Annotated in this window: 12 protein-coding genes; 3 read left to right on the plus strand and 9 right to left on the minus strand. The window is 72.7% G+C overall.

Annotated elements, in window-relative coordinates:
* The first annotated feature begins 7 nt into the window (after positions 1-7).
* Entirely contained in the window at positions 8-685 is a 678-nt protein-coding gene (locus ACIPUC_RS15350; protein WP_446589794.1) for a class I SAM-dependent methyltransferase, read from the plus strand.
* A complete protein-coding gene (locus ACIPUC_RS15355) occupies positions 679-1,686 on the plus strand; it encodes a class I SAM-dependent methyltransferase (protein WP_446589795.1) in 1,008 nt (335 codons plus the stop codon). The genes ACIPUC_RS15350 and ACIPUC_RS15355 overlap by 7 nt, the downstream gene beginning before the upstream one ends.
* On the opposite strand, the gene ACIPUC_RS15360 is transcribed toward ACIPUC_RS15355, so the two are convergent.
* The gene (locus ACIPUC_RS15360; RefSeq protein WP_446589797.1) at positions 1,670-2,575 is read right to left on the minus strand and encodes a glycosyltransferase; all 906 of its coding nucleotides are present in this window, start codon (positions 2,573-2,575) and stop codon (positions 1,670-1,672) included. The genes ACIPUC_RS15355 and ACIPUC_RS15360 overlap by 17 nt on opposite strands.
* Before the next feature lie 11 nt (positions 2,576-2,586).
* On the minus strand, positions 2,587-4,605 hold the full coding sequence (locus ACIPUC_RS15365; RefSeq protein ID WP_446589799.1) for an O-antigen ligase family protein: 2,019 nt from the start codon (positions 4,603-4,605) through the stop codon (positions 2,587-2,589).
* 95 nt (positions 4,606-4,700) lie between these two features.
* Between ACIPUC_RS15365 and ACIPUC_RS15370 the strand changes: the two genes are divergently transcribed.
* The gene (locus ACIPUC_RS15370) at positions 4,701-5,312 is read left to right on the plus strand and encodes a hypothetical protein (RefSeq protein ID WP_446589800.1); all 612 of its coding nucleotides are present in this window, start codon (positions 4,701-4,703) and stop codon (positions 5,310-5,312) included.
* 17 nt (positions 5,313-5,329) lie between these two features.
* On the opposite strand, the gene ACIPUC_RS15375 is transcribed toward ACIPUC_RS15370, so the two are convergent.
* The 7 genes from ACIPUC_RS15375 to ACIPUC_RS15405 are packed head-to-tail and all read right to left on the minus strand — an operon-like array spanning position 5,330 to position 14,926.
* A complete protein-coding gene (locus ACIPUC_RS15375; protein ID WP_446589801.1) occupies positions 5,330-6,379 on the minus strand; it encodes a glycosyltransferase family 2 protein in 1,050 nt (349 codons plus the stop codon).
* Positions 6,376-9,675 (minus strand): DUF4082 domain-containing protein, encoded by a 3,300-nt coding sequence (locus ACIPUC_RS15380; protein ID WP_446589802.1) that lies wholly within the window; start codon positions 9,673-9,675, stop codon positions 6,376-6,378. The genes ACIPUC_RS15375 and ACIPUC_RS15380 overlap by 4 nt, the downstream gene beginning before the upstream one ends.
* Positions 9,676-9,704: 29 nt before the next feature.
* On the minus strand, positions 9,705-10,823 hold the full coding sequence (locus ACIPUC_RS15385) for a DegT/DnrJ/EryC1/StrS family aminotransferase (RefSeq protein WP_446589803.1): 1,119 nt from the start codon (positions 10,821-10,823) through the stop codon (positions 9,705-9,707).
* The gene (locus tag ACIPUC_RS15390; protein ID WP_446589805.1) at positions 10,820-11,650 is read right to left on the minus strand and encodes a NeuD/PglB/VioB family sugar acetyltransferase; all 831 of its coding nucleotides are present in this window, start codon (positions 11,648-11,650) and stop codon (positions 10,820-10,822) included. The genes ACIPUC_RS15385 and ACIPUC_RS15390 overlap by 4 nt, the downstream gene beginning before the upstream one ends.
* Positions 11,647-12,789, minus strand: a complete 1,143-nt coding sequence (locus ACIPUC_RS15395; protein ID WP_446589807.1) for a DegT/DnrJ/EryC1/StrS family aminotransferase — start codon at positions 12,787-12,789, stop codon at positions 11,647-11,649. The genes ACIPUC_RS15390 and ACIPUC_RS15395 overlap by 4 nt, the downstream gene beginning before the upstream one ends.
* Positions 12,786-13,781, minus strand: coding sequence for an SDR family NAD(P)-dependent oxidoreductase (locus ACIPUC_RS15400; protein WP_446589808.1), 996 nt, complete (start codon positions 13,779-13,781; stop codon positions 12,786-12,788). Before ACIPUC_RS15400 ends, ACIPUC_RS15395 begins: the two co-directional genes overlap by 4 nt.
* A gap of 59 nt (positions 13,782-13,840) precedes the next feature.
* Entirely contained in the window at positions 13,841-14,926 is a 1,086-nt protein-coding gene (locus ACIPUC_RS15405) for a Gfo/Idh/MocA family protein (RefSeq protein WP_446589809.1), read from the minus strand.
* Between the last annotated feature and the right edge of the window lie 309 nt (positions 14,927-15,235).

Here is a 15,235-nt window from a genome sequence, read left to right on the forward strand (position 1 = left end):
TGATCCCGTGCCCCGATCCCGCGCCCTCAGAAACAGATTCGTCGACGCACCCGGCTCGCTGGGCGAACGACTGCGCACCGCCCGCTGGGAGCGGTTCCACCGCTGCTTCCCCGGCATCGAGAGCATGAGCGTCGTGGACCTGGGCGGGACGGCCGAGATGTGGCTGCGTGCACCGCTGCGCGCCAAGCACGTCCACCTGATCAATCTGGAGGAACATCCCGCCGAACTGCCCGACTGGATCACTGCCGAGGTCGCTGACGTCACCGACCCGGCGGTCGCCGCCGCACTGAGCAGCCACGGCGGCTACGACCTGGTGTTCTCCAACTCGACCATCGAGCACGTGGGGGGCCACAGCCAGCGCCGGCGGTTCGTCGCCGCTGTCGAGTCACTGGCGCCGCTGCACTGGATCCAGACGCCGTACCGCTACTTCCCGGTCGAGCCGCACTTCGTGGCGCCCGGCTTCCAGTTCCTGCCGCTGGCCGCCAGGACCCGCCTGGTACGGCACTGGCCGCTCGTCCACAGCCGTCCCGACAGCCCGGAGTCGGCGATGAACGCCGTGGTCAACATCGAGCTGCTGACCGGCGCCGAAATGCGCTACCTGTTCCCCGGATCGGTGCTCCTCAGCGAGCGGGTGCTCGGTGTCACCAAGTCGCTGACAGCCGTACGAACGGAGCTCGCATGCTGAACAACCTGATCAACAGACATGACGCGGACCGGCTGCTGCGCAAGGTGCGACGGCTGGAACTGGACCCGGTGCTGGCCAAGCTGCGGGTGCGCGGCGGCGCACGGGTGGTCCAGCACTGGTCCCGGGTCGACCCGTCGCTGACCGAGTGGTGGGCGATACCGGGGGTCGTCAAGCGGTGGAACCTGCTGATGACCGGGGACGCGGACACCTCCTATCCCCAGTACGTGGCCGCGAAGCACTTCGCGCCGCGCACCGATCTGCGCGGCCTTTCGCTGGGGTGCGGCACCGGCGGAAACGAACTGCTCTGGGCGAAGACCGGTGCGTTCGGCCTCCTGGAGGGCGTGGACGTGGCGCAGCAGCGGATCGACTTCGCCACCCGCGCCGCCGCCGAGCACGGCCTCGCCGGTGTCCTGCGCTTCCGGGTCTCCGACGTCAACCGGATGGCCGGCGACGGGGAGCGCTTCGACGTGCTGCTGGGCCTGCAGTCGCTGCACCATTTCGACGACCTCGACGAGACCCTGCCACGGCTGTCGCAACTGATCGAGCCCGGCGGGACGTTCGTGGTCGACGAGTTCGTCGGTCCCACCCGCTTCCAGTGGACCGACGGCCAGCTGGAGGCGGCGAACGCGCTGCTGGCCCAGCTTCCCGAGGAGCGGCGGCGCCTGGCCGACGGCCGGATCAAGCGCCGCGTCGTACGGCCCAGCAGGCTGTCGATGGTGTTGGACGACCCCTCGGAGGCGGTCGACGCGGCGGCGCTGCTGCCGGGCCTGCGGCGCCATTTCGAGGTCGTCGAGGAACGGCCGTACGGGGGCACGGTGCTGCACATCGCGTTCTCGGGGATCGCGCACCACTTCCGTGACCAGGAGCCGGAGACGCTGGCGCTGCTGGAGCGGTGCTTTGCCGCGGAGGACGCGGCGCTCCCGGATGTCGGGCACGACTTCGTCGCCATGGTCTGCCGCCCGCGCAGCGACGGTCAGGCGGCGGTCAGGGCCCCGGCGTAGTGCGCAGGGCGCCCGGCCGGGCGAGTGCGGCCGCGGCCGCGCGGCTGGCCGGGCGGCCGAGCGCGGCTCGCGAGGCCTCCCGGAGCAGGACGGCGGCGCGGAACGCGGCCGTGGCGAGGGCGCCGTGCCGACGGCGGTACAGGCGGACGCGGTTGAGGGTGAGCAGGGTCCAGAGCCGGGGCGAGATCCGGGAGTCGCCGCCCAGGTGCACGGCTTCGGCGGCCGGCTCGAGCCGGGTGCGGTAACCCCGGTCCCGCGCACGCAGGCAGTATTCGGTCTCCTCGGAGTAGAGGAAGAAGGACTCGTCCCAGGGGCCGCAGGCGGCCAGGCAGTCCGCGGACAGGGCCATCAGGGCTCCGGTCGCCCAGTCCGCGTACGTGGGCCGCTCGTACGCGGCGGGGTCGGTGACCAGTTCGCTCAGGCGGGGGAAGCGCCCGGCCCGGCGGTTGCCGATGACGGCCTCGCCGAGGGCGCGGGTCACGCTCGGCTCCCGGCGGAGGGAGCGTACGAGGGTGCGCCCGTCCTCCTCGTACAGCAGCGGGACGCTGATCCCGATCCGGCCGCCGCGGGCCGGCGGGGCGCCGAGCCCGTCCACGAGCACCTTGGCGCAGCCGGGCCGCATCCGTACGTCCGGATTGCAGACCAGGGCCGCACGGAAACCGCCCTCCCACCCGGCGGCGGCCCCGAGGGCGGCGTTCACCCCGGCCGCGTAGCCGGCGTTGCGGCCGGTCTGGACGACCGTCGCGTCCGGGGCCAGCGAGCGGACCAGGTCCACGGTGCCGTCGGCCGAGTCGTTGTCGGCGACGACCAGGCGCCAGTCCAGCCCGGCCATGCCCTCCGGCAGCGAGGCGAGGAACTCCGCGAGCACCCCGGCGCTGTTCCAGGTCACGACGAGAACGGCTACCGGGCCGGAGCCGGGGAGGGGCCGAGGGGAGGCCGGTCGGCGGGAAGACATGGGAACTCCACGGGTCGGGGCTTCGGCGCCGCGCGCCGGATGAAGCCGAGGTAGCTGCCTCCGGCGGCGATCGTCAGGAAGAACATCCCGGCGAACATCGGGAAGCTGAGTGCGTCGAAGGTGGCGCTGATGACCAGGGAGACGAGGGCCGAGGCGAAGAAGGCCTGTCCGAGCTCACGGTCGGACTCGGTACGGGCCAGCCTGCGGATGGCACCGCCCTGGTGGATGCCGGTGAAGAGGAGGACCAGGAGCGCGATGAGCCCCAGGAAGCCCATCTCGGCCAGCGTCAGCATGTACTGGTTGTCGGTGAAGAAGAACAGCTCGGGCAGGAAGGTGCCGAAGCCGCGCCCGAAGAAGGGACGTTCGCCGACGTAGGGGACGATCGCGCCGTACTTGACGGTGCGCGCCTGGGTGCTGCTGTCGGAGTTCGCCAGGAAGGACCCGAACAGCGTGGTGATGGTGCCGATCAGCCCGGGGACGATCACCTTGAAGCAGGCCACCGAGACCAGCAGCAGACCGATCGCGGCCCACCTGCGCTGCGGCTTCCAGCGCGGCACCATCACCAGGATCACGATGAGCGCCCCGATGATGGAGGTCCGCGACACCGTGAGCGGCAGGGCGCCCCCCATCAGCACCACCGGCCCCCAGCGGCGCCACGCGCTGAGGTGCCGCCGTACCGGATCGAAGGCCTGCTGCACGGCGAAGGGCAGCAGGATGGCGAGCATCCCGCCGAACTCCAGGGGCTGCGCCGTGGTGGAGCGCGGCCGGGTGAAGGAGCCGCGGTCCAGGGTGGTGATCTGGGCGGCGGCCGACTTGAGCCCCGGGATGCTGATCCGGTCGGCGATGTTGGTCGCGGTGAAGAAGTCGTAGTAGCCGATAGCGGCCACCACCGCCCCCATCACGACGGCCCGGCGCAGCAGTACGTCCAGGCGCGCCCGGTCCTGGATCCCCGCCGAGACCAGCACCACCAGGGACACCCACACGAGCAGCCCGATCAGGCCGCGGTCCGCCGCGAGGACCTCCTTCTGCGAACTGCCGCGCGTCGCGTTCGCGAGGTACGAGGCCAGCACCGACACGGCCAGCAGGCACATCACGACCCGGGGCAGCCGGGTGCCCGGGGCCGGCCGGATGCGGCCGGTGATCCAGGCCGCCAGGTACCAGAACAGGCCCAGCAGCGCGAACACGTTGGCCGGGGTGCCCACCCCGCCCATCCCCGGCAGCGTCAGGTTCGAGGGGATGAAGAAGGCCAGCGCCAGATAGCCGCTGAGCAGCGCGACCGCGTCCAGCGGCCGGCCCCGGGCCCGCCGGTGCGCACGCCGGGCGCGCACACCGGACGACCCGTTCGCGCGCCTGCGGCGCAGGGCCGCCACCAGGCTCTCGGTCACGAAGGACAACGTGAAGCCGGCCGTCGTGCAGAGGATGATGACGCCCAGCACCTGCTGGTAGCGGCTCTTGAGCTGGGGCCGCGGCGTCTGCGGGAGCACTACGGGCGTGGTCTGCACGAAGTACGCCGGCTCGACCTTGGCCGCCGCCTGGAGCGCCCCCAGCTGCTCCCCCGCGAAGCCGGTGAGGATGTTGGTCTCCCGGAGCACCTTCTCCCGGTCGGTGCCCGTGACGGTCAGCGTGAGCATCGGGCCGGAGGTGTTCGCGGCGAAGGAGACGGTGTACGGGTCCGTGACGCCGAGCCCGTGCAGATCCCGCGCCGCATCCGTCCCCGACAGGGTTCTGATCAGCACGTCCGCGGTCACGACCAGGGAACCGCCGGCGTTGGCGATGGGATTGCCGAAGGCGGGTGCCAGTTCGGCCACGGCCTTGGAATCGATCAGCGCCACCGAACTCTGCGACTGGTACGCCACGGGCACCGACCGGTACAGGTGGACGGCCGCCAGGAGTCCGATCAGCGTCAGCGGCGCCATCACGTACCAGCGGCGCCGCAGCACCGCGAGTATCTCACCGATGGTCACCGACGGCCCCTACGAGGTACGGGATTTGATGGCGTGCCGACCCGTGCCCTGCAAGGATCGATCACGACGAAGGGAATCGTGTGTCGCCTGGTGAGATGGTTCGCGCGCTGCGCCGGCGCTGGTACGTCCTGTTCCTCGCGATGGTGCTCGCGGCCGCCGGCGCCTACCAGGTGCTCCGCCCCTCCGTGACGTACCTGAGCACGGCGATCGTGGTGCTCAAGCCGCCGGTGACCGGCAGCCAGCCGAACCAGCTCGCCAATCTGCAGCCGCCGCTCGCCGCCGTCTCCTACGCGGCGGTGCAGCAGCTGGGCTCGCCCGCCGGGCAGGCCGAGCTCAGGGCCGCGGGAGTCACCGGCACCCACCGGCTGATCCCGCGCAACAGCGGCACGAGCGTGACCCCGCGCTACCTGATCCCCTCCCTGCAGATCCAGGCCGAGCAGTCCGGCCCGGCCGCGGCCGACACCGCCGTACGGAAGGTCATCGAGCTCTACACGAAGCACCTGGCGGACCTGCAGACGGAGCAGGGCATCCCCGAAGCGGCGCGGATGAGCGTCACCCTGCTGGTGCCGCCGAACGCCGTGGCGCAGACCGGAACCAAGAGCCGGGGGCTGGCCGGATCGGTCCTGCTGGCCGGGATCGCGGGAGTGCCGGCGGCGCTGTGGACCGACCAGTTGCTCGCCCGCCGGGCGCGGCGGGCGGGCGACTGAGCGGAACGGACGGCCCATCAGATCCCCCGGCGCTTCCACGACTGCCACCACAGCCACTCGCGCCCCCGGTCGGCGACCGCCGAGAGCACCAGCGGCTGGAGGTAGGGCATGGCCCGCGCCCCGATGCGCCGGCGCCTGACCAGCGCCCGGTACTCGGGCAGCGACGCGTACCCGCCGGGCAGGCACTGCGCGGCGAACTCCACCAGATCGTCCACCGGTACCACCGCAGTGCGTCCCCGGTCGTACGCGCGGTAGGCGCGCCGCAGCGCGTACCGGGCCAGCCGGGTGCGCGCCGCCACCGACAGCCGGTCGGCCTCCGGGAGCAGCCCGGCGCACTTGTCCAGCACCGAGTCGAAGGCGACGAGCCGCTGGCGCAGGTCGTCGAGCTGTCCGCCGAAGTCCGTGGTGGACATGTTGCCGCCGTGGACCCGGTAGAAGGCCTGGTCGGCGCCGCGGACGTAGCCCACGTCGGCGTGCGCCGCGAGCCGCATCCACATCTCGATGTCCCCGGCGTGCGGGAGCTGCGGATCGTAGCCCCCGACCTTGCGCTGGAGGCTGGTCCGGACGACCACCTCCGGCGAGGTGATGCACCCGGTGCCCTCACGGAAGCGCCGCTCCAGCCACCACCGGCCGGGGTAGACGACCGACCCGGTGGCGAGGGTACGGGCCGCGGGCAGCGGTCCGCCGTGCTGGAAGCGCAGCGGCCGGCCGTAGGCGAAGCCCGCCTCCGGATGCGCGTCGAGGAGGGCCGCGGACCGCACCAGGGCCCCGGGGACCAGCCGGTCGTCCGCCGAGAGCAGGGCGACGTAGTCCCCGTCGGCCCACTCCAGCAGGCCCTCGTTGTACGTGGCGATGTGGCCGCGGTTGGTCTCGTGGACCCGGACCTCGATCCGCGGGTCACCGGCCGCCAGGTCCCGTGCGACCGCCGCGGAGTCGTCGGGCGAGGCGTCGTCGATGATCAGCACCCGGACGTCGACGCCCTCCTGTTCGTCCAGGACGCTCTTGACGCAGTCGGCCAGGAAGTGGCCGTACTTGTAGCAGGGGATCACCACGCTGACGGTGCTCACGGGCCGGCCACCTCCGTGGACCCGTCCGACTGGACGCCGTTCGGCAGGGTGGTGGTGAAGAGGGGACCGACCCAGTAGTTCACCGAGCCGAAGGTGTTCGAGGGGAACGCCGTGGACGCCCCGTACTTGTAGAGCCCGTTGGCGCTCCCGGGCGCGTCGGCCGGGGCCACCAGCGGATAGGAGCGGTGGGCGCCCGTGAAGTAGCCGCCGTCCACAGAGTAGTTGCCGTTCGGCGCGTGGTACGAGGCCACGTACGAGGTGCCGGCCGTGATGGGCACGGGAGTGGCGAACTGCAGCTGCTGCCAGCCCGACAGGGTCTCGCTGCCGAAGGTGCCGGTGGCCAGCAGGGTGCCGGAGGCGGACCACAGGCTGCCGGTGTGCGTGCCCGTGTTGCCGGGCCCCTTGTAGAAGGTGACACCCGTGACGTAGCCGTTGACCGCCGACTGGAACCGGGTGCCCAGCTCCACCGAGTTGGTGTCGTCGCCCATGTTGGCGGTACTCGGCGTCGCGCTGCCGCTCCACAGGGTGCAGGGGCAGGTCACCGTCGGAGGGCTCGCGCTGGTCGTGAAGTTCCACGTGACCGGCGCGGTCATGGCGTTGCCCCACAGGTCGGACGCCTGGACGGACGCCGTGTACACGGTGTTCAGGGCCAGCTCCGAGGACGGGGTGAAGGTCGCGCTGTTCGACGCGCCGAGGACTTTGGTGCCCGGGACGGTGGCGCCGCCGGAATCCTTCACGGTGAACACCAGCGAGTCCGCGTCGACGGCGGTGCTGAAGGTGGCCGTCACCGCCGCCGTGATCTGGGTTCCGGTCGCCGCGGACTGCGGCGAGGTGGTGCTCACGGCGGGCGGGGTCGTGCTCGCGGTGGAGGTGTCCAGGACCGCGTCCACCCAGTAGTTGCTGCCCGAGGCGGCGGTGGACGGGAATCCGCCCGTGGCGCTGTAGCGGTACACGCCGTTGCCGCCGTCGGTACCGCTGCGCAGCGCGGTCAGCGGAGCCAGCCCCGCGTCGCCCGCGGCGAAGGTGGTGTCGAAGGAATAGCCGCCGCGGGGCGCGAAGTAGGAGGCTATGTAGGTGGTGTTCGGCTTGACGGGCACCGGGCTGGAGAAGTTCAGCTGCTGCCAGCCCGAGGCCGTCTCGTTGGTGAAGGTGCCGGTGGCCAGCCGCTGGCCGGAGCTGCTCCACAGGCTGCCGGTGTGGGTCCCCGTGTTGGCGGGGGACTTGTAGAAGCGGACACCGGTGATGGATCCGGGTACCGAGGAGCGGATCTTCACGCCGAGTTCGACGGCGCTGCCGTCACCGGCGTTGACGGTGCCCGGCACGGCCGCGGCCGGCCACACGGTGCACGGGCACTGTTGGGGTCCGACGGTCAGCTGCACGGTGGTGGTGGCACCGATGTTGACGCTGTCGTCCACCGCCCGCACCTTGATCTGCACCGGGCCCGGGGCGGTCGGGGTCCACGTGTAGGTCCAGGAGCCCAGGCCCGTGGTCGCCTTCCAGGTCGTGCCGCCGTCGGTGGACACCTCCACCCGGGCCACGACACCGCCGCCGGTGTCGGCCGCCGTTCCCGTGACCGTCACGGGCCGCAGCGCCGGTACCGTGGCGTTCGCCGCCGGGCTGGTCACGGTGACGGCCGGGCCCACGGTGTCCGTGGAGGCGCTCGCCGCGACCAGGTCGCCCTGCAGGGACTTGGGCTGGACGCCCATGTCGGCGAACACGTTCACCGTGGCCTGCTGCATCCGCTTGTCCTCGGTGACCACCGCGTCGTCCGGGTTGCCGGTGGGCATGTTGGTCAGGCCCCAGGACCACTGCACCGTGCCCGCGCCGAAGACGAGGGCGCGCGAGGTCTGGTCCCGGAACGCCACCAGGCTGTGCGTCGCGGTGCCGTTGCCGTACGTGTTGCCGTAGTCGAGCAGGAGTTTGCCGTCGCTGACGTCCACCGTGGTGGAGGACATCTGGATCTGCCCGGCCGGCCGGCTGGCGTTCTCCACGTCGCTGTCCCACTCGTAGCCGAGCGTGCCGTTGGGGAACGTGGCCGTCTGGGAAGGGGTGAGGGCGGCGACCGAGGTGTGCCGCCACAGCCGCTGCTTGGCGAAGGAGCCCGGCACGGTGATCGCGTCGCTGCGGTAGCCGTTCACGCTGAACATCGAGCCGGTCAGCTGGTTCTGGGGCTGGAAGGGCCGCCCGTTGGTGCCGCTCGCCGGGTCCATGAAGGTGCCCGTCCAGATCCCGCTCGGATCGGGGATGCCGTTCGGCTGGGGGAAGGACAGCTTGGTCTCCTTGTAGCAGACCAGCGTCCGGTCGGCGGTGGAGGTGCCGTCGATGCTCGGGGCGAGGCGGGTCTTCCAGAAGACCTCGTTGCCGCTGAAGTACGTCTGGTGGACGCCGGCGCGGCGGGCGTTCAGCGCGTTCGTGAACTGGTCCTGGGTCCAGTACTCGTCGTGCCCGGAGGACAGGAACACCTTGTGGTTCGTCAGCTGGGCCGCGCCGCGGGTCGACATGTCGATGCCCGACATGTAGCTCACGTCGTACCCGTTGCGTTCCAGCCAGGAGATCATCTGGAACTCGGACCCGTAGATCCCGTTGTCCCCGCCGATGTCCATGGGCCGGTTGTAGCTGACCTCGTACGCCCGCCCGTCCGGGGCCGGGCCCGCGCCGTCGTAGAGGTCCTGGCCGCCGTAGTTGTTGTACGCCTGCCAGGTCTGGTCACTGGTCTGCACCAGGATGTCGGAGCGGCTGGAGTCGTTGCGGACCACGAACGGGTAGGGCATGACCCCGTTGCCGTCCGCCTGGTCGAAGTTGGCCACGTACAGGCCGGAGACGGCGTCGGCCGGCACGCTCCAGGCGGCCGTGACCGGCCAGTTGCCGCAGTCGACCAGCCCGGTGGCGGGCTTGGTGGCGCAGCTGCGCGGATTGCCGCCCGGGGCGAAGTTCGCCGGGTACGTCTGAGCGGCCTGGGCCGCCGTCGACATCAGGCGGGCCCCGTCGCCGCCGTAGTGGCCCAGCCGGTAGACCGACACGCGGTACGGCGTCGGCGACTGGACCTTGAACTGCAGGGTGTCGCCCGCCTGGACGCTCATCTGGGCCGGGAAGCCCTTGATGTCGCCGTACGCGCTGGGCGCGAACCATTCGGACATCGGCGTGCCCGGCTTGGAGTTCTCGCACACGATCGCGTTGGTGCCAGGGCCGCAGGGGTCGGCCGCGCCGGCCACCGCGGACGGGGGGAGGACCGTGGCCATCAGGGCCGCGATCACGGTGAAGAGACCGTACCGGAGCAGCCTCGTCCGTCTGTTCATCTGGACCTCATCTACGTCGGCACGGGGCGTCAGCGCAGGGCGTCGGCGAGCGCGGCCACGACCCGCTGCTGTTGGGCGGCGGTGATCTGCGGGAAGAGCGGAAGGGAGAGCATCCGGTCCGCGGCCAGCTCGGCGTGCGGGAAGGCACCGCGGCCGTGGCCGAGGTGGGAGAAGGCCGGGGTGAGGTGGACCGGGGCCGGATAGTGCACGCCCGCGCCGATGCCCTCGGCGTTGAGCTTGCCGATCAGGGCGTCGCGGTCCGCGCCCGCGGCGACCCGTACGACGTACAGGTGCCACACGTGGACGTTGCCCCGCGCCGTCACGGGCAGGGTGAGGCGTCCGGCGGCCACCAGGTCGCCCAGCAGCGCGTCGTACCGGGCCGCGGCGGCCCGGCGGGCCGCGTTCCCCCCGGCCAGCCGGGCCAGCTTCGCCCGCAGCACCACCGCCTGCAGAGCGTCCATGCGGCTGTTGAACCCGGCCACGTCGTGCCGGTACTTGGCGGTGCCGCCGTGGTTGGCCAGCGCCCGTACCAGTGCGGCCGTCTCCTCGTCGTCGGTCACCACCGCGCCCGCGTCCCCGTACGCGCCCAGGTTCTTGCCCGGGTAGAAGCTCGTCGCGGCGATCCCGCCGCTGCCGGGGGAGCGGCCGTCCCGGGTCGCGCCCTGGCTCTGCGCCGCGTCCTCGACGACCCTGACGCGCGCCGGCAGCTCCGCCGCCAGCTCCGCGGTGGCGGCGCACTGCCCGTACAGGTGGACCGGGACCACCGCGCGGGTGGCCTTGCCGACCGCGGCCAGCGCGGCCCGCGGGTCCATCAGCAGCGTGTCGGGCAGGCAGTCGACCAGGACCGGCCGCGCACCGATCCGGGCGACGGCGCCCGCGGTGGCGATGAACGTGTTGGCGGGCAGCACCACCTCGTCGCCGACGCCGACCCCGCTCGCGCGCAGGGCCAGCTCCAGGGCGTCGGTGCCGTTGGCGACGCCCACGCAGTGCCCGACCCCGGCGAACTCCGCGTACTCGCGCTCGAACGCGCGGACCTCCTCACCGCCGATGAAGCCGGTGCCGGCCAGCACCCGGTCGAATCCGGCCCGTAATTCCTCCGCGACCTCGGCGTGCGCCGCCTTCAGGTCGACGAGCGGTATCTGGTTCATGCGACTGGGCTCCCCATCCGTGTCCCCGGCCACCGGCCGGCGCCGTCTTCCGTGCTGTGCGCCGATGCCCGTGCGGGCACCGGCGCGTCCGCGGCAGGCCCGTCCGGCGCCTCGGCGTCGCGGGCCAGTTCGGCGAGGGCCGCGTCCGCCGCCCGGCGCAGGCGGCGGGCCGGGGTACCGGCCCAGACCTCCCCGGCGGGGACGTCCGCCAGGACGGTGCTGCCGATACCGGTCAGCGACCAGGCGCCGACCTCGGCGTACTCCCGGACCAGCGCCCCCGCACCCACATAGGCGCCCCGCCGCACCCGCACCCCGCCGCCCAGGCGCACCCCCGAGGCGAGCGTGGCGAAGTCCCCGACCGTGTCGTCATGGGTCAGGACCACCTGCGGCATCACCGCCACGTGGCACCCGACCCGGACGGCGGCGGTCAGCACACAGTGAGCGAGCAGCACCGAGCCCGCGCCGAGCACCGAGGACCCCGACACCGCCGCCGTGGGGTGGACCACCGTCGCGTAGCGGCTCGCGGGGAGCCCCAGGCGCCGCACCAGGCGGGCCCGTACGGCGTAGTCGCGCGGACTGCCGACGCAGACCACCACCCGGGCGTCCCCCAGCTCGTGCACGCGCTGCGAACCGCCCAGTACGACCGCCCCGTCGACCTCCCGGCCGTGCAGGGCCGGGTCGTCGTCGAGGTGCCCGGCGAGCCGCCACCGCGGGGCGCGGCCCTGCGCCCGGTCCGCGGCGGCCACGTCCCGCACCGCCTGGGCGGTCTCCCGGGCGAACCCGCCCGCACCGACGATCAGCAGGTCCTCCGTGCCGGGCCCGCTCATCCGCCGGCCTGCTCGCGGAGCACCGCCACCACCCGGTCCTGCTGATCCTCCGTCATGGTGTGGAACAGCGGCAGGATCAGCGAGTCGCGGCTGATCCGCTCGGTCACCGGCAGCGGCGCCGCACCGTGCCCCGCGTACGCCGGCTCCAGGTGCGAGGCCATGATCCCGCGCCGGGCCGAGACGCCCGCCTCGGAGAGCACGCCGAGCAGCTCGTCCCGGCCGACCGGGAACCCCTCGGCCAACAGCACCCAGTACGACTGGAAGTTGCCCTCGCCGTGGCCGGGGTCCCGGACCGGGTGCACGCCGGGGACGGCGCGCAGCAGCTGCGCGTACCGGGCCGCCAGCTCCCGCCGCCGGGCCACGATCGCGTCCAGCTTGCCCAGCTGCACCAGGCCGACAGCGGCCTGGATGTCGGTCATCCGGTAGTTGTAGCCGACCTCCAGGTAGCTCTCGACGATGGGCTTGGTGCTCGCGTGGCGCTGCGCGGCGGACACGTTCATCCCGTGCTCGCGCAGCCGCCGCAGCCGCCCGGCCCACTCGGCGTCGTCCGTGGTCAGCATGCCGCCCTCGCCGGTGGTGATCACCTTGCGGGGGTGGAAGGACCAGGCGGCGAGCAGCGCGCCGTGGCCGACCGACGTGCCGCCCACGGTCGCGCCGATGCCGCAGGCCGCGTCCTCCACCAGCGCCAGGTCCCAGTCGGCGCACGCCGCGCGCAGCGCGTGCACGTCCGCGGGCACCCCGGCCTGGTGGACGGCGAGCACCGCCTTCGTACGGGGCGTGCGGACCGAGTCCACGGTGGCCGGGGTCAGGTTGCCGGTGGCCTCCTCGACGTCCGCGAACACCGGCCGCGCGCCAACGTAGCGCACCGCGTTGGCCGTGGCGATGAACGACAGCGAGGGCACGACCACCTCGTCGCCCGGCCCCAGCTCCAGCGCCACGAGGGCCAGGTGCAGGGCGGTGGTGCACGAGCTCACCGCGATGCCGTGCCCGGCGCCCACCCGCTCGGCGAAGGCCCGCTCGAACTCGGCGACCCGGGGGCCCTGCGCGACCCAGCCGGACAGCACCGCGTCGGCGGCCGCCCGCGCCTCCTCCTCGCCCAGCCACGGCACCATGACCGGGATCCGGGCCTCGGCGCTCAACGGCCGGCCTCCGTGTCTCCGGCGGCGGCGCGCTCGGCCCGCCACCAGGCGACCAGGTCCCGCAGCCCGCTGCGCAGATCGATCTCCGCCGTGAAGCCCAGGCGCCGCGCGGCCTGCGAGGTGTCCGCGAGGCGGCGGGTCACCCCGTTCACGGCGCGGGCCGGGCCGTGCTCCGGCACCAGGTCCGCGCCCGCGCCCATCGCCTCCAGCAGGCCGAGCGCGAGCTCGAGCAGGCTGGTCTCGGTCCCGCTCGCGACGTTGAACACCTCGTCGGTCAGGTCCGACTCCGCCGCCAGCAGATTGGCGCGCGCGATGTCCCGCACGTCCACGAAGTCCATGGTCTGGGTGCCGTCTCCGAGGATCAGCGGCGGTTCGCCCGAGGCGATCCGCTCCATCCAGCGGATCAGCACCTCGGTGTACAGCCCGTGGATGTCCATCCGGGGCCCGTACACGTTGAAGTAGCGCAGCGCGACGTAGTCCAGCCCGTACATGGCGTGGAAGCTGCGCAGCATGCCCTCATTGAAGGCCTTCGCAGCCCCGTAGAAGGTGTCGTTGTTGTAGGGGTGGTGGCGCTCGGTGGTCGGGAAGGCCTCGGCCAGCCCGTAGACGGAGGCCGAGGAGGAGGCCACCACCTTGCCCACCCCGGCGGCGGCGGACGCCTCCAGCACGTTGAACGTGCCGTCCACCATCACCTCGTTGGCCAGCCGCGGTTCCTCCGCGCACTGGGTGATCCGGATGGCGGCGAGGTGGAACACCAGGTCGGCGCCCTCCGTCGCCTTGCGGACGGCGGCCGCGTCCCGGATGTCGCCCTCGACGACCTCCACCACGCCGCTCGGCAGGGCGCGGGCCAGGTTCGCCGCCCGCCCCCGCACGAAGTTGTCGAGCACCACGACCTCGCGTGCCCCGTTGTCCACCAGCAGGTCCACCAGATGCGAGCCGATGGTGCCCGCCCCGCCGGTGACCAGAATCCTCTTGCCTCGTACGCTGCTCAACGCCCTGCCCCTACTGAGTCGGTCACGGTCGTGCGTGGAAAGGGTCTGCGGACGTCTGGTCAGCGGCCGGTGCGCAGTCCGACGACCGCGCCGCGGAACTCCAAGCTCCGCGAGGCCGCTTCGAGAATGTCCAGCACCTTCAGGCCGGCCCGGCCGTCGGTCAGCGCCGGACGGCCCGTGCGGATCGCGGCGGCGAACTCCTCGACCATGCTGCGCAGCGCCTCCTTCTCGCCGAGCGCGGGCGCGACCATGTCGCCGGTCCGGTAGGAGACGAGCATGTCCCGGCGCTCGTCCGCGCCGATCTCCTGCGGGGCCGTCAGGTCCACTCCGCGGTCGAACACCGCCACCCGCTGGGAGGGGTTGAGGTCGTCCCACACCAGCGTCCGCTTGGAGCCGCCGACCATGGTGGTCCGCACCTTCACCGGCGAGAGCCAGTTGACGTGGACGTGCGCGATGGCGCCGGTGCTGAGCTGGAGCGTCAGGTACGCGACGCAGGACTGGCCGGTCCCGATCGGGTCGGCCCCGTGGGCGGCGACGGCGACCGGCTGGACGTGGTCCGGGAGGATGAAGTCGAGGACCGACAGGTCGTGCGGGGCCAGGTCCCACAGGACGTCGATGTCCTTCTGGACGAGCCCCAGGTTGATCCGGACCGAGTCGACGAACTGGATGTCGCCCAGTTCGCCGGAGCGGACCATCTCCCGGATGCGGCCCACGGCCGGGGTGTAGCAGTACGTGTGGTCGCACATCAGCGTGAGACCGCGTTCCTCCGCCTCCCGTACGAGCTTCAGCCCGTCCTCGTACGTGGCCGCTAGGGGCTTCTCGACGAGGACGTGCTTGCCGGCGCGCAAGGCGGCCAGTGCCACGTCCAGGTGCGTCCCGGCCGGCGTGGCCACGGCCACCGCCTCGACGGCCGGGTCGGCGAGGACCGCCGCGTAGTCCGAGGTCGCCTGCACCGTGGAGTACCCGCCCAGCACCCGCCGGGCCCGGTCCACGTCCAGGTCGCAGAGCCAGCGCAGCCGGAACTCGGGACCGGACTGGAAGTTGCGGACGAGGTTGGGGCCCCAGTAGCCCGCGCCGACCACGGCGACACCCAACGGTTCCGCGGGCCCCGGGCCGGCGGCGGCGTCCTGCGCAGTGTCCTTCACGGCGTTCTCCTTCGCTCCGCGCGACGCGCCGGCCGGCGCGTCGGCCACTCGTGGCCGGGACCCGTGCGAGGGAAGGGCGTGCCGTCGACGGCAGGCGGGAAGCCCGCGCGCCCCGTGCGTAACCTGCTCAACGGTGATGGCCCCCCACAACCGATGGAGGCTCCGCGACATCCGCGTGCCTCCGCCCCCCGGCCGCCCGGCGCTCCCCACGCGCCGGTCCGGCCACGGGCAGGCTGCGTGTTCCCCCAGGCAGCCGGCCCCGTAACGAGCGTCAATCTAGTCCACCGGGCCTGCGCCCGGGGAGAGTTG

The sequence above is a fragment of the Streptomyces sp. LARHCF249 genome (genome assembly GCF_052871255.1).